This window comes from Clostridium thermobutyricum, assembly GCF_000371465.1.
Lineage (GTDB): Bacteria > Bacillota > Clostridia > Clostridiales > Clostridiaceae > Clostridium > Clostridium thermobutyricum.
In genome coordinates this window covers 2,810,640-2,825,644 of record NZ_KB850956.1, presented here as the reverse complement: position 1 = coordinate 2,825,644, position 15,005 = coordinate 2,810,640, and the positions used below count along the sequence as shown (strand labels likewise).

General features: G+C 30.2%; 15 protein-coding genes and 11 tRNA genes. 1 reads left to right on the top strand and 25 read right to left on the bottom strand.

The window, feature by feature from the left end; genetic code table 11:
• Window positions 1-14: 14 nt before the first annotated feature.
• The 11 genes from HMPREF1092_RS13275 to HMPREF1092_RS13225 form a co-directional block, all read right to left on the bottom strand.
• A tRNA-Asp gene (locus HMPREF1092_RS13275) sits at window positions 15-91 on the bottom strand.
• 12 nt (window positions 92-103) lie between these two features.
• Window positions 104-179, bottom strand: a tRNA-Val gene (locus HMPREF1092_RS13270).
• A 7-nt stretch (window positions 180-186) separates the two neighbouring features.
• Window positions 187-261 (bottom strand) — tRNA-Glu (locus HMPREF1092_RS13265).
• Between the two features lie 9 nt (window positions 262-270).
• Window positions 271-345 (bottom strand) — tRNA-Thr (locus HMPREF1092_RS13260).
• 47 nt (window positions 346-392) lie between these two features.
• Window positions 393-469, bottom strand: a tRNA-Asp gene (locus tag HMPREF1092_RS13255).
• Window positions 470-484: 15 nt separating this feature from the next.
• Window positions 485-560, bottom strand: a tRNA-Val gene (locus HMPREF1092_RS13250).
• Between the two features lie 6 nt (window positions 561-566).
• A tRNA-Glu gene (locus HMPREF1092_RS13245) sits at window positions 567-641 on the bottom strand.
• A gap of 9 nt (window positions 642-650) precedes the next feature.
• A tRNA-Thr gene (locus tag HMPREF1092_RS13240) sits at window positions 651-725 on the bottom strand.
• A gap of 31 nt (window positions 726-756) precedes the next feature.
• A tRNA-Asp gene (locus HMPREF1092_RS13235) sits at window positions 757-833 on the bottom strand.
• A 15-nt stretch (window positions 834-848) separates the two neighbouring features.
• A tRNA-Val gene (locus HMPREF1092_RS13230) sits at window positions 849-924 on the bottom strand.
• A gap of 4 nt (window positions 925-928) precedes the next feature.
• Window positions 929-1,003: transfer RNA gene (locus HMPREF1092_RS13225), tRNA-Glu, on the bottom strand.
• 491 nt (window positions 1,004-1,494) lie between these two features.
• On the opposite strand from HMPREF1092_RS13225, the gene HMPREF1092_RS13220 reads away from it, so the two are divergent.
• Complete coding sequence (locus HMPREF1092_RS13220) at window positions 1,495-2,745, top strand: BaiN/RdsA family NAD(P)/FAD-dependent oxidoreductase (RefSeq protein WP_002599169.1); 1,251 nt, start codon at window positions 1,495-1,497, stop codon at window positions 2,743-2,745.
• A gap of 65 nt (window positions 2,746-2,810) precedes the next feature.
• Here the strand turns inward: HMPREF1092_RS13220 and HMPREF1092_RS13215 are convergent, their stop codons facing one another.
• The 14 genes from HMPREF1092_RS13215 to HMPREF1092_RS13150 all read right to left on the bottom strand — a co-directional run bounded on the left by HMPREF1092_RS13215 (window position 2,811) and on the right by HMPREF1092_RS13150 (window position 14,983).
• The gene (locus HMPREF1092_RS13215; protein ID WP_002599168.1) at window positions 2,811-3,563 is read right to left on the bottom strand and encodes an acyl-[acyl-carrier-protein] thioesterase; all 753 of its coding nucleotides are present in this window, start codon (window positions 3,561-3,563) and stop codon (window positions 2,811-2,813) included.
• Between the two features lie 144 nt (window positions 3,564-3,707).
• Window positions 3,708-3,893 carry a DUF1858 domain-containing protein gene (locus tag HMPREF1092_RS13210; RefSeq protein ID WP_002599167.1) on the bottom strand — a complete coding sequence of 62 codons (186 nt, stop codon included), beginning with the start codon at window positions 3,891-3,893 and terminating at the stop codon, window positions 3,708-3,710.
• A 92-nt stretch (window positions 3,894-3,985) separates the two neighbouring features.
• Window positions 3,986-5,272 (bottom strand): adenylosuccinate synthase, encoded by a 1,287-nt coding sequence (locus HMPREF1092_RS13205; protein ID WP_002599166.1) that lies wholly within the window; start codon window positions 5,270-5,272, stop codon window positions 3,986-3,988.
• A 407-nt stretch (window positions 5,273-5,679) separates the two neighbouring features.
• Window positions 5,680-6,477, bottom strand: a complete 798-nt coding sequence (proC, locus tag HMPREF1092_RS13200) for a pyrroline-5-carboxylate reductase (protein ID WP_002599165.1) — start codon at window positions 6,475-6,477, stop codon at window positions 5,680-5,682.
• 59 nt (window positions 6,478-6,536) lie between these two features.
• Window positions 6,537-7,874, bottom strand: coding sequence for a replicative DNA helicase (locus HMPREF1092_RS13195; RefSeq protein ID WP_002599164.1), 1,338 nt, complete (start codon window positions 7,872-7,874; stop codon window positions 6,537-6,539).
• Between the two features lie 116 nt (window positions 7,875-7,990).
• Entirely contained in the window at window positions 7,991-9,883 is a 1,893-nt protein-coding gene (gene lonC, locus HMPREF1092_RS13190; protein WP_002599163.1) for a Lon family ATP-dependent protease, read from the bottom strand.
• Between the two features lie 13 nt (window positions 9,884-9,896).
• Window positions 9,897-10,343, bottom strand: a complete 447-nt coding sequence (rplI, locus tag HMPREF1092_RS13185) for a 50S ribosomal protein L9 (protein ID WP_002599162.1) — start codon at window positions 10,341-10,343, stop codon at window positions 9,897-9,899.
• 1 nt (window position 10,344) lies between these two features.
• Complete coding sequence (locus HMPREF1092_RS13180) at window positions 10,345-12,282, bottom strand: DHH family phosphoesterase (RefSeq protein WP_002599161.1); 1,938 nt, start codon at window positions 12,280-12,282, stop codon at window positions 10,345-10,347.
• Between the two features lie 18 nt (window positions 12,283-12,300).
• Window positions 12,301-12,624, bottom strand: a complete 324-nt coding sequence (locus HMPREF1092_RS13175) for a MazG-like family protein (protein WP_002599160.1) — start codon at window positions 12,622-12,624, stop codon at window positions 12,301-12,303.
• A 155-nt stretch (window positions 12,625-12,779) separates the two neighbouring features.
• Entirely contained in the window at window positions 12,780-13,025 is a 246-nt protein-coding gene (gene rpsR / locus HMPREF1092_RS13170; protein ID WP_002599159.1) for a 30S ribosomal protein S18, read from the bottom strand.
• A 27-nt stretch (window positions 13,026-13,052) separates the two neighbouring features.
• Complete coding sequence (locus tag HMPREF1092_RS13165) at window positions 13,053-13,496, bottom strand: single-stranded DNA-binding protein (protein ID WP_002599158.1); 444 nt, start codon at window positions 13,494-13,496, stop codon at window positions 13,053-13,055.
• 13 nt (window positions 13,497-13,509) lie between these two features.
• Complete coding sequence (rpsF, locus tag HMPREF1092_RS13160) at window positions 13,510-13,797, bottom strand: 30S ribosomal protein S6 (RefSeq protein ID WP_002599157.1); 288 nt, start codon at window positions 13,795-13,797, stop codon at window positions 13,510-13,512.
• A 100-nt stretch (window positions 13,798-13,897) separates the two neighbouring features.
• Complete coding sequence (locus HMPREF1092_RS13155; RefSeq protein ID WP_002599156.1) at window positions 13,898-14,092, bottom strand: DUF951 domain-containing protein; 195 nt, start codon at window positions 14,090-14,092, stop codon at window positions 13,898-13,900.
• On the bottom strand, window positions 14,093-14,983 hold the full coding sequence (locus tag HMPREF1092_RS13150) for a mechanosensitive ion channel family protein (RefSeq protein ID WP_002599155.1): 891 nt from the start codon (window positions 14,981-14,983) through the stop codon (window positions 14,093-14,095).
• Between the last annotated feature and the right edge of the window lie 22 nt (window positions 14,984-15,005).

The following is a 15,005-nucleotide window of genomic DNA, read 5'->3' as shown; positions in this document are numbered from 1 at the left end:
AAATCTTACTTCTTTGGCGACTCAGAAGGGGCTCGAACCCTCGACCTCCGGCGTGACAGGCCGGCACTCTAACCAGCTGAGCTACTGAGCCATATAAAAAAAATGGTGGTCACAACAGGGATCGAACCTGTGACCCCCTGCTTGTAAGGCAGGTGCTCTCCCAGCTGAGCTATGCGACCTAAAAATTGGTGACTCCTAGGGGAATCGAACCCCTGATACCACCGTGAAAGGGTGGTGTCTTAACCGCTTGACCAAGGAGCCATATTAAATTGGAGCTGGCAATAGGAATCGAACCTACAACCTGCTGATTACAAGTCAGCTGCTCTACCGTTGAGCCATGCCAGCAAATTGCATTTTGATAAGTATTGTCAAAATATTTTTATAAATTATATTGGCGACTCAGAAGGGGCTCGAACCCTCGACCTCCGGCGTGACAGGCCGGCACTCTAACCAGCTGAGCTACTGAGCCGTATTATAATTTTAATGGTGGTCACAACAGGGATCGAACCTGTGACCCCCTGCTTGTAAGGCAGGTGCTCTCCCAGCTGAGCTATGCGACCAAAAATTGGTGACTCCTAGGGGAATCGAACCCCTGATACCACCGTGAAAGGGTGGTGTCTTAACCGCTTGACCAAGGAGCCATATTAAATTGGAGCTGGCAATAGGAATCGAACCTACAACCTGCTGATTACAAGTCAGCTGCTCTACCGTTGAGCCATGCCAGCAAATTGGTTTTAATTTTTTATAAAATTATATTGGCGACTCAGAAGGGGCTCGAACCCTCGACCTCCGGCGTGACAGGCCGGCACTCTAACCAGCTGAGCTACTGAGCCATATTATAATTTTAATGGTGGTCACAACAGGGATCGAACCTGTGACCCCCTGCTTGTAAGGCAGGTGCTCTCCCAGCTGAGCTATGCGACCAAAATGGTGACTCCTAGGGGAATCGAACCCCTGATACCACCGTGAAAGGGTGGTGTCTTAACCGCTTGACCAAGGAGCCATATTTCATTTGTGTTCTGCGCTCTTATTTGTTTCGCGCTGACCACATAGACTATATTACATAAAATCATTTTAAGTGTCAACACTTTTTTTAAAAAATATTTTTTTTTTATTATTTTTAACACTAATCTTATTATGTAAAATCTTCGTAAACTTAGTATTTACAAGGCTTATCTCATTTTTTATTTTTCTTTAATTTTTATAAATTTTATTATGTTCTTTTTCATTATTTTTTATTATGTATAAAAATTTTTTTATTAATTATATTTTTTTCTAATGATTTTTATAATTTATTTTTCTACTTATTTATATATTAACGCCATTCAATTACATAGTAAACCTAACTTTCTTTATTTAAAATAATATTTTTTATATCTATAAAAGAAAAATATTTTTCTTTTATAGATATAAATACGATTTTAATTATTTTTTATTTACTTAACTATGATAGAATTTATTTAAATACATTTTAAATGAAGGAGAAATTTAAATATGATTTATCACTATTTAATAATAGTTGGTGGTGGAGCCTCTGGACTTATGTCAGCAATCCTAGCCAAAGATTATGGTATAGATGTAGCAATAATAGAAGGAACTGATCGTGTTGGTAAGAAAATTCTTACTACTGGTAATGGGCGTTGTAATATTTCAAATGCCTCAATAAAATATCCTTTTATAAATTATCACAGTACAAGAGAAAACTTTTTTCAAAATACATTAAATAAATTTTCTGTTGAAGATACAAGAAACTTTTTCTTATCTCTTGGTCTTCCAATAACAGAATTAGAAAATAATAAACTTTATCCACAATCACTTCAAGCTTCTTCTGTTGTGGATATTTTAAGAATGAATATAGAGGAAAGAAATATTCCTGTGTATAACAATTGTAAAGTGAAATCTATCCACAAAAAGAAAAACTTTATATTATCCACAAACAATGATGAATTTTTAGAATTCTCTTGTGGAAAACTTTTAATGTGTTGTGGAGGAAAATCAGCTTCCAAAACTGGCTCTGATGGCTCCTCTTACAAACTATGTGAAAATCTTGGTCACTCACTTATTAAACCTCTTCCAGGAATAGTTCAATTAAAATTAGATTATCCACACTTAAAAGCTATGTCAGGAATTAAATTTGATGGAAGAGTAAATTTAACTGTTAATGGCAAAGTTATTAGAAGTGAAGTTGGAGAAGTTTTATTTACTGATTACGGAATATCTGGTCCACCTATTCTTCAAGTTTCATCTACAGCTTCAAGAGCATTAAATAAAGGTCATGAAGTTATTATAGAAGTTGACTCTATGCCATATAAGAGTAAAGAAGAAATAGAAAATGAATTATATACTCATCTTGCTATGTTCTCTAATAGAAGTATATCTAATGCTCTAATTGGAGTTGTAAATAAAAAACTTATCCCAACTATACTTAAAGCTTCTAATATATTTAATATACATACTCCATGTTGTGAATTAGATTGGAAATGCCAATCAGATTTAATTAATAAACTTAAATCTTGGAAATTTAAATGTACTGGAACTAAAGAATTCCAAAATGCACAAGTAACTGTGGGTGGAATAGATGTAAAAGATATAAACTCAGAAACTTTAGAATCAAAATTAGTACCAGGACTTTATTTTGCTGGTGAATTTATAGATGTTGATGGAGATTGTGGAGGTTTTAATCTTCAATGGGCTTGGAGTTCTGCTTTTAATGCTGCAACTTCTATAAAAGATGTATTAAAATAGAATTTCATTTAATATTTTTATAATAAAATCAATAAAAAACCTTAAGCAAAATTGCTTAAGGTTTTTTAATTATTTTTTTCCCATTGGAATTCTAGAAGAGTTAATTCTACACCTTCTTTATTATATATTTTATGAAGTGTCTTCTTTGTTCCATCTTCCTCTTCTTTAACTTGAACTCCAACATGAATAGAGTTTCCATAGCTTACTTCTTTTTCAAATACTATTTTTATTCTTTTTAAATCGAATTCTTTTATTATATCTTTAGGTACAGACTCTAATGCCCATTCAACATATTTTACATTATTAACATGTGTATTTGAATCTATATCACTATATCTTATTTGGAACTCTTTAGAAAATTGTTCTTCTTCCATTTTTTCTATTTTTTCCATCTCTTTAGCTTTTTCTAAATCACCATCTTCTCCATACATCTTATAGTGTTCAGGCAATATTCTCATAGGTCTTCTTCTTTCTATATTAATTAAGAAGAATAAAGCTGTAGCTTCAACTAAAACCTCTCCATCTTGATTCTTAATAAGATAATCTCTTAATGCATAGAATTTTTTAAACCCTGCTGGTATTGTTACTACGCTTAATTTATCTCTATAGTTAGGATACTTATGTATCTTTATATCATATTTATAAAATACCCAACCTGCTCCATGCTCTAATTGATAATTTATTGTGTCTCCTACTGATTCGGCATGTGCGTTCCCAACATCACATAAAAAATATACTAATGAAGCTATTTTACATCTTAATTTGTAATCTACATCTCTATATAAAACTTCATAATCCTTAGTAAAGCTATTATCCATATCTAATTTCTCCTCAAAATTTATTTATATATATAAGTATACCAGTATTTGTTTATATTTATATTAAAAAACAAAATTTATTAACATTATATTTAATATTGAAAAAGAGATGCAAAAGCTTATCTTGCATCTCTTTTATTTATATTATTTGTTGTTTAAAGCTTCTAATAAAGCATCAATATTTAATCCGTGAACCATAGCTGCTTGTTCTATTGTTTCAGCTTGTGATGATGGGCATCCGATACAACCCATACCAAAAGACATTAAAACTTCTGCTCTAGTTGGATCCATTTTAATTACCTCACCTATAGTCATTTCTTTTGTTATCATAACTTTCACCTCTTAATGTAAAAATACATAATTATTATTCTATATAAGATTATATTTTATACATCAAATAAAGTCAAGTAATATACTCAGAATTAAAGTTCTTTAACTCTCATAGTTTGATCTCTCTTAGGACCAACTGATACTATTGAAATTCTTGTTCCTGTGAATTCTTCAATTCTTTCTATATATTTCTTAGCGTTTTCTGGTAACTCTTCATAGCTTCTTGCATCTGCTACACTTTCATCCCATCCATCAAATTCTTCATAAACTGGTTTACATTCTGCTAAATCTTCTAAACTTGCTGGGAAGTAATCTATAACTTCTCCATTAAATTCATATCCAACACAAACTTTTATCTTATCAAGCCCAGCTAAAGTATCTATTTTAGTTACTGCAAGTGAAGTTAATCCACTAACTCTAACTGTAGTTTTTAATATTACTAAATCAAGCCATCCACATCTTCTTGATCTTCCTGTAGTAACTCCATATTCATGACCTTTTTCTCTTATCCAATCACCAGTTTCATCAAGTAATTCTGTTGGGAAAGGTCCTTTACCAACTCTTGTTGTATATGCTTTAGCTATTCCAACAGCATTAGTTATCATAGTAGGTCCAACTCCTGAACCACTAACTACTCCACCAGCTGTTGTATTAGAAGAAGTTACATATGGATATGTTCCATAATCTATATCTAAAAGCATTCCTTGAGCACCCTCAAATAATACATTTTTATCTTCTTTTATTGAATCATAAACTTTAACTGAAGTATCTTTTACGAAAGGCTTTAATTTTTTACCAAATTCAAGATACATTTTTAAAGTTTCTTCAAAATTTTCTGCTTCTCCACCTAAAACTTTTGTTATATAAAGATTCTTTGCTTCCATATTTTCTCTTAATTTTTCTTCAAAAACTTCTGGATGCATAAGATCACAAACTCTTATTCCACATCTTTCAAATTTATCTGTATAACATGGTCCTATTCCTTTACCAGTAGTTCCAATGTCATTTTTACCTCTAGCTTTTTCTTTTAATCTATCTAATGTTTTGTGATAAGGCATTATTAATTGTGCTCTATCACTTATCATTAATTTCTCTGGTGTAACCTTAACTCCAACACCCTCTAAATATTCAATTTCTTCGAAAAGTGCTTTTGGATCAACTACAACACCATTTCCTATAACATTAACTTTATCATCATATAATATTCCTGATGGTATTAAATGAAGTTTGTATTGTTTATCTCCAACTTCAACAGTATGACCTGCGTTATTTCCTCCTTGGAATCTAACAACTACATCTGCATCTTCTGCTAGATAGTCTGTCATCTTTCCTTTTCCTTCATCTCCCCATTGAGCTCCTAATACTATAAATGCTGACATTATATTTGCCTCCTTCAGATCAATTAAATAATCTATTCTTAAATTTTATGGAGTTAGATTATATAAATTATTATTCGCAATAATCATAAATATAAACCTCTTTTGGATTTTCTCTCCCATAAACAATAGTAGCAAAATGGAGGTTATAGGTCAATGAAAAATCGAATTATTTTTATAAATTTTAATAAAATATTCGGATGTTTTATTATTATATTAAATTTTTATTATAAAAAAAACCTTAGAGCCTGTGGAACTCTAAGGTTTTACTTCTTAATTTTTTAAATTAAGAGGAGTTTTATTTATGTGTGTGTTCTATGTGGTTCGTGTTAACCAATACCCTGTCCAGTTGATATTGATTATCATTGATTTAATTATAGAATCTTTTTAAAATTTTGTCAACAATTTTATTACATATTTTTAGATTTATTTGCGCAAGTTTCAATTGCACTTATAATAGTATTTCTAATGCCATTTTTCTCAAGGTCTGCAACTGCTTCTATAGTAGTTCCTCCTGGAGAACATACCATATCTTTTAATACTCCAGGATGACATCCTGTTTCTAATACCATTTTTGCTGATCCCAATACACTTTGAGCTGCTAACTTATAAGCCTTATCTCTTGATAGACCTAATTTAACACCACCATCAGCCATTGCTTCAATTATCATAAATATATATGCAGGAGATGAACCACAAACTGCTATAAATGCATGGAAATCTTTTTCGTCTAATATTTCATATTTACCAAATACATTAAAAATATCACATACTTCTTTTAATTCATATTCAGTTATATTTTTATTAGGGCATATAGCTGACATACCTTCTCCAACTAATGCTGGAGTATTTGGCATTGTTTTTACTATTTTACTATCTTCATCTAACATATTTTCTAAATCTTCTATATCAATTCCTGCTGCAATGCTTATTATTATTTTTCCTTTTAATTCTTTTTTTATACCTTCTATAACACTTTTATACATATAAGGTTTTACTGCTAATATAACTATGTCTGATTCTTTAGCTACTTCTAAGTTAGATTCTTTTCCTATAACCCTATATTCCTCTTCAATTTTTTTTCTTGATGATTCTCTCTTTGTAGAAACTAATATTTTTTTACTTTCTATAAATTCTTTTTGAACTAATGCCCCAAGCATAGCTTTTCCCATGTTTCCACATCCAATAAATCCTATTTTCTTAGTCATTGTAAATTTCTCCTTTTTTATTTTAAAAAAAGATAATCACATTTTGTGATTATCTCATTTTATTCTTGATGTATTGCTTCATAATTAGCAAATTTACTGTATTGTCCAAGCCAAGCTAATTTAACAGTCCCAACTGGACCGTTTCTTTGCTTTGCAATAATACATTCTCCAGTATTTTTTTCCTCTGTATCTTTATTGTAATATTCATCTCTGTATAAAAACATAACAACGTCAGCATCTTGCTCTATTGAGCCTGATTCTCTAAGGTCAGAAAGCATAGGTCTATGATCAGCTCTTTGCTCAGGAGCACGAGATAACTGTGATAGCGCTATTACAGGACATTCCATTTCCTTTGCTAAAGCTTTTATAGATCTTGATATTTCTGATACCTCTTGTTGTCTATTATCTGATCCTGATGATCCTGACATAAGTTGAAGATAATCAATCATAATTAAATCTATTCCATATTCCATCTTAAGTCTTCTACACTTAGATCTCATTTCCATTACAGTTACACCTGCTGTATCATCTATATACATTTTAGCTTTTGATAAAGGTCCAGTAGCTCTTGCAATTCTATCCCAATCATCAGGTTCTAAGTTACCTGTTCTAAGTTTAAGCATATCTATATTAGCTTCAGAACAAAGTAATTTATATGCAAGTTGCTCTTTAGACATTTCTAAAGAAAATATAACTACGCTTTTTCCTTCTCTTAAAGCAGCATGTTCTGCAATATTAAGAGTAAATGTTGTTTTTCCCATAGAAGGTCTTGCTGCAACTAGAATCATATCTCCTTTTTGGAATCCTGAAGTCTTATCATCTAAGTCTTTAAATCCTGAACTTACTCCTGTTACTTCACCTTTATTATTATATAATCTTTCGATTTCTATAAATCCTCTTTCAAGTACAGTTCCCAATGATTCAAAATCACTAGTAGTTCTTTTTTCTGATATATCAAAAATTCTTTTTTCTGCTTTATCTAAAACACCTTCAACTTCGCCTTGCTTATTATAACTTTCTTCTATAATTTCATTAGATGCTCTAATAAGCTTTCTTAATGTTGATTTTTCTTGAACTATTTGTATGTATGAAGAAAGGTTTGCTGTAGTAGGAACTGAAGAAGATATTTCTGTAACATAAGTAACTCCACCTGCTCTTTCAAGCACATCTGTTGACTTTAGATATTCTAAAACTGTAACTAAGTCTACAGCCATATCTCTTTTAAACATCTCAACTATTGATCTAAATAAAACTTTGTGGCTATCTCTATAGAAGTCTTCTTCTTCAAGCTTTTCAGCAGCTGGTGCTATTGCATTTCTTGATATAAGCATAGCTCCAAGAACAGATTGTTCTGCTTCTATACTTTGAGGTAAAGTCTTTGCTATTGGTGCTTCCAATTCTCTCTCCTCCCTTTCACATATTATTTCACTATACTATTATAATAAAACTTTATGTTTTATTCCATATGAAAATTAAAGAGAGACTTTTTACAAATAAAAAAGTCCCCCTTATTTTAAAATACTAATTCTAATATTTCTTCTATTGTACTAACAGCTTTAACTTCTATATCTGTTAACCCTGTTGGTATATCTTTTTTATTATCCGCTGGAACTAAAACAAGTTTTATTCCTTTTCTTCTTGCTCCATATATTTTTTCAAATATACCTCCAACTGGTTTAACTTTTCCTCTTAAAGATATTTCCCCGGTAATAGATAAATCTTGTCTTATTGGTTTTCCTAATAATGCACTTATAATACAAGTTGTTATAGCTACTCCTGCTGATGGACCATCTATATTTCCACCACCAATTACATTAACATGTATATCGTAATCTCTAATATCTTTATCAGTTATTTTTCTTATAACTGATGCTGCATTATAAACAGAATCTTTAGCCATACTACCTGCTGTTTCATTAAATCTTACAGTTCCAGCACCTTTTTTCTTTGCTTCAAAAACTGATGCTTCTATTTCTATTGTAGAACCTAAGAATCCACTTACACCTAATCCATATATATGTCCAATTTCTTTTTCTTCATTTTCAGAAACTATTTCAAAAGGTGAATATCTTCCTATTGATACTACTTCTTCTACATCCTTTAAAGTTATTTTTAACTTTTTAGGTTTTATTTTTCTCTTATACAAAGCATATCCATAAGCATCTGTTAGTATGTTAACAGCTTTTCTTCCTTCTATAGTATATCTACTAATAAATTCTGGTACAGAATTTTCAAGAGATACTTCTAGCTTTCTAGCTGCATTTTTAACTATATCTTGGATATCTTTAACACCTAATGGCTCAAAGTATACTTCAGTACATCTTGATCTTAATGCTGGATTTATATCTTTTGGTTCTCTAGTTGTAGCTCCAATTAATACAAAATCAGCTGGTGCTCCTTTTTCAAATAGATATTTTATATAAGCTGGAGTTTTTTCATCATCTGGATCATAATATGATGATGAGAATTCTACTCTCTTATCTTCTAATACTTTTAAAAGTTTATTTTGAAGTATATGGTCAAGTTCTCCTATTTCATCAATAAATAAAACTCCTCCATGTGCTTCTGTAACTAAACCTGGCTTTGGTTCTGGAACCCCAACATCTGCTAAATCTCTTTTACTACCTTGATATATAGGATCATGAACTGAACCTAATAATGGATTAGTTATTTCTCTAGGATCCCATCTTAATGTTGTACCATCAACTTCAACAAACTTAGAATCTTCATCAAAAGGAGTAAAATTTAATTTTCTAGCCTCTTCTAATGCAATTCTTGCTGCTGTTGTTTTTCCAACTCCTGGAGGCCCATAAAGAATTATGTGCTGAGGATATGGTGATGATAACTTTGATATTAATGATTTTATAGCTCTTTCTTGACCTATTATTTCTTTAAAACTATCTGGTCTTAAAAAGCTCATTATATTTTTATTAGTTACTTTAGCATCTAAAGCTTCTAACTCTTCTAATTTTTTCTTTGTTTTTTGATTTTCAGTACCTTTTTCCTTTTTAAGTATAGATAAACGCATTTCATCAATATACTTTTCTTGCTTTTCCATTATAGCTCTTTCAACTTTTGTTTCGATTTCTCTTTGCACATATTTCTTTGCAATTTCTTCTGAAATCCATACAATAGTATCTTCTAGAACTTCATTTATTTTGTCATCTGGAGGTACTACTTCTATTCCTGCTCCATCAGATGCAATCATATTAAGAGCATATGCTCTTTCTGCTAAGCTTTTTGAAGAAACATAATCTTTAAGCTTATGTCTAACTGTTCTTGCTCTTATAGCTCCATCATCTAATACATTTTTTAATATATCAAATAAAACATTTATTTGTGATTCTATTGGTAAGTCTCCACCTACTACACCTTGCAGGAATCTTATTTGTTCGTTTAATTTCAAAGTTTATTCCTCCTTAAGCTTTTGGAACAATAATAACTTTCATCTTTGTTGAAACCTCTGGATATAATTTAACTTCTATTTCATATCCACCTGCTACTTTTATTGTATCCATAACTATTTTTTTCTTATCTATATTCATTTTGTAAACTTTATTTATTTCTTGAGCAACATCTTTACTTGTTATAGCTCCAAATAATTTTCCGTTTTCTCCTGATTTTGCTTCTATTTTAACTTCTTTTCCTTTTAATTCAGAAGCTAATTTTTGTGCTGCTTCTATTTCTGCAAGCTTTTGTTTTCTTTCATTTTCTTTTTGGTTATTTAATATGTGTAAGTTAGCATCTGTTGCTTCCTTAGCTAATTTCTTAGGAAATAAAAAGTTTCTTGCATATCCATCTGATACGTTTATAACTTCTCCCTTTTTACCTATCTTCTTAACATCTTGTAATAATATTACTTTCATGTTATTCACCCACCTTTAAATATTTTTCGATTGCGTCCTTTAACATTACTAAAACTTCATCCACGCTCTTATCTGATATTTTAACACCTGCAATGTTCAAATGTCCACCTCCACCAAGGCTTTCTAAAACTATTTGAACATTAATATCACCAACAGATCTTGCGCTAATATAAATATCTCCATTTATATCACAAACTACGAATGCAGCCAATATTCCTGTTATATTTAATAATTCATCAGCTGATTTTGCTACTATAACTGTATTACTATTATTAGGTGCTACAGCAATTGCAGTGCTATTTTTTATTTTTGCTGATTTAATAGTTTCTGCTATTTGTATAAATTCATCTAAATTATCTGTAAATAGCTTTTTAACTTCTGTTGTTTCTGCTCCCATTCTTCTTAAAAAAGAAGCAGCATCAAAAGTTCTGACTCCAGTCTTAAATGAAAATCCTTTAGTATCCATATATATACCAGCTAGAAGCCCTTCTGCTTCTATAACAGATACACTTGGCTTATCCAAAATATATTGAACTATTTCTGTTATCATTTCAGATGTAGATGATGCATAAACTTCTATATAGTTTAAAAGTGCATCACCTACCATATCTGTACTTCTTCTATGATGATCTATTATAACTTTTCTTTTTGCATTTTCCACAAAATCTAAATTACCAACGTAATTTCTATTATGCACATCAACTATAATTACCAACGAATTATCTGTTATCTCTTTATATGCTTTCTCATAAGTAGTAAAAAGGTCACTATATTCCTCTAATTCTTTAATTTTTGAAAAAAATGGCTGTATCGCAAAAGTATCATTTCCCAATACTATTGAACGTTTCTTACCTAATTTTTTCACTATTGTTGATAGTGCCAGTGCTGATCCAAAACAATCCATATCTAAGTTTTTATGCCCTACAATAAATACATTATCACTTTCATATATAAGCTCTTTTAAAGCATGAGAAACAACTCTCGCTCTAACTCTAGTTCTCTTTTCTATCTCTTTACTATTGCCACCAAATATTTTTATATCATCATTATTTTTTACAACTACTTGATCGCCACCTCTTCCTAGAGCTAACTCTTTAGCTATAACTGCAAATTTATAATTTTCATTTGGTGTTAATGCACCTCTTCCAACCCCTATGCTCAGAGTTATTTCTAATTTATTTCCTTTGCATATCTTTGATATTTCTTCTAATATAGTAAATTTAGATTCAATTTCTTGATCTATATATTTATCTAAAACTGATAATATATACTTATTTTTATCATATTTCTTTATCATTGCTTCAATTCTATTTCCATAAGAATTTAACTTTTGTTCTATTTCAGCAACTATTAAAGGTCTTAAATTTTCCTCAACTGTATCTAATGCTTCGCTTATGTTATCTATCTCTATTAGCATAATACTTTCATTTGTTTTCTTTTTATCTTTCGACTCATCAACACTATTAAAATATATTAGAAATAAATCCTTTTTGTAATCTACTTTGTTAGAATATACATCATATACTTTATTATTTAATATAAGCCTTTGATGTGTTTCATTTGTTGATTCTCGTATTCTTTCTATATCTATTCCTCTAGCTATACTCAAAATATTACTATCAACTAAATTATCTCCTGATTTTATCTCATTCATCATACTATTATTCCACTTAATATTTCCTTGCTCATCTATTAAAGCAATAGGAATTATTAAATTTGCTTCTAAATTATCAGATATAGCATTATCTATTTCTTTAATGAGATTTTTTTCATCCATATCTTTTTTCCAAAAAATACTTAATTGATAAAAATTATCTATTAAAAATATTAATATAATTAATAATCCTATCTGATAGTAATTTAAAATAAAGGAAATTATAGCACCTAAAATTAATATAACAGGCTTTATCATTCTTTTAATAGGTGTATCTAATTTCATTAATCTCCTCCTATTTAATTATTGGTCCATTCGGTTCGAAATATACTTCTTAAGCTTACTTAAGCTTCTTCCTTCTTTTTCAATTTCATCTTCCGCTCTTATACCTATTTCTAATTTTTCTTTTATCTTATCATCAACTTTAGATAAGGAATATCCTAATTTATCAGCTAATACATATAGTGTTATTATTGCCCCTGATAGACAATCTATTATAGATTCTTCAGCAACGTTACTTCCTCTTGTAAGTAATACATAAAAATCCCCTATAATTTTTATAAGTTGCGCTTTTAATCCTTCTATAATTTTTATATTTACCATAATATTCAAATCTCTTCTCTTCATAATTTCTCTCACCCCATTAAATCCTGTATGTATATTTTAATTTTTTTCCTTTATTATTGCAAGAATTTACTGATTTTTATGGAAATTATGTTATTTTATTACAAAAGCATATAAAAAAAAGCACGACAATTTAATTGTCATGCTTATTTATATTACTACTCAGTTGTGAATGGTAATAAAGCTATGTTTCTAGCTCTCTTAACTGCTTCAGTTAATTGTCTTTGATGTTTTGCGCAAGTTCCAGAAATTCTTCTTGGAAGTATTTTTCCTCTTTCTGTAACGAATTTTCTTAACTTAGCGATATCTTTGTAATCTATTGAATCAGCTTTGTCAACACAGAAAGCGCAAACTTTTCTCTTAGATCTTCTCATTCTTCCTGATCTTCTATTATCTTTGCTCATTGTCTTACCTCCTTACCTAGAAAAATATTAAAATGGCATATCTCCGTCATCAACAGGAGTCATGTCATCATCGAATCCAGAACCAAATGAATCATTTGATTGCTGTGAATTATCAGAATTATTTCCACCAAAACCATTGTTATATGATTCAGTGTTGTTTCCACCTTTGCTTCCAACGAATTCAAATGTTTCAACAGCTACATCAGTAGTGTATCTTTTTGAACCATCTTGAGCATCATAGCTACCAGTTCTAATGTTACCAGTAACTGCTATTTGGCTTCCTTTTGTAAGATATTGTGCTATTGTTTCCGCTTGCTTACCAAATGCTACACAATTGATAAAATCGGCTTCATCTCTCTTGAATTGTCTTGTAACTGCTAATGAAAATCTAGCAACAGCGTTACCAGTTCCAGCAGCAAATCTTAATTCAGGATCTCTTGTAAGTCTACCTATAAGTATAACTTTGTTCATACAATATCACCTCTTACGCTTCTTTTTTAATTATGATGTGTCTCATAACACCATCAGTAATTCTGAATATTCTGTCTAATTCTCTTGGTAATTCAGTGTTAGCTGTGAAGTCAACTAAAGTATAGTGACCATCGTTAACTTTGTCTATAGTGTAAGCTAATTTTCTTTTACCCCACTCATCAACATTGTCAACAGTTCCTCCACCATTTTCGATTACACCTTTGAACTTTTCGATGTTAGCTTTAACAGCCTCCTCGTCTAGTGATGGGTGTAGTATAAATATAGTTTCGTACTTTCTCATCATTTTCACCTCCTCCCCTCGGACTAACGGCTGTGCTTTGCACAGCAGGGATTACAATTATTTATTTTATCATTACATAATTGTTTTTTCAATAGTTTTATTAATTTTCTTGTATTTGGATAATTTTTTTGGCACCTTTTACAAATTTGCTTCTTGGAAGCATAATTATTCTTTCACAACCTAAGCATTTTATTTTTACATCTGCTCCAGTTCTTATTATCTTAAATCTCTTTTCACCACAAGGATGTTGTTTTTTCATTTCTACTATATCACCAAGTTCAAACTTTTCTACCATTTAAAAAACTTCCTCCATTTCTACTTTTTTATTTATAATAAATTCTGTTTTGTTATATGGAATTTCTATCTTCTCTCTATCCATAGCTTCTTTTATTGCTTTTCTTAACTTTCTTTCCATAGACCATTGATGCATAGGTATACTAAAGCCAACTACTCTAATTGTTACTCCAGAATTTCCAAGACTATTTACTCCCCATATCTCTATTGGTTGAGGAACTTCTTCATACTTAGCTTCAAATTCTTTGCAAGTTTCAGAAATAACTTCTATAGCATGATCTATATCCTCTTCATATGCTATTTCTACATCTACTATAAATCTTATATTATTTCTAGAATGATTAGTTACTTCTTTTATGCTACCATTAGGTATTAAGTGTAAATCTCCAGTAAAATCTTTTAATATTGTTGTTCTTATCCCAATAGTTTCTATTATCCCCTCAAACTTACCTATAGTAACATAATCTCCAACCCCATATTGATCTTCAAATAAAATAAAAAAACCATTTATCAAATCTTGTACTAAACTTTGAGCACCAAATCCTATTGCAAAACCTCCCATACTTGCAAATGTAAGAGAAATTCCGCCAAATAATTCTTCAAGCAATATTGCAACTCCTATAAAATATACAGAATACTTCAAAACACTTTTAAGAACTTCACCTATAGTCTTTGCCTTTTGTGGACTCATTGCAAATTTTAATCCTTTATCTTTAGTTTGATTTTCGACAAACTTTTTAATTATTGTTTTGCCTATCTTTATTGAAATAAACATTAGAAATAATACAAATATAAATTTTAATGATACTTGTAGAATCCTATCAACAAATTCAGGTTTTATTTGTATAGATCCTATTTTTAATCCTTCATTCACTATAATTAAACTATTCATTTTTCCCCCTCATTAAATTCTC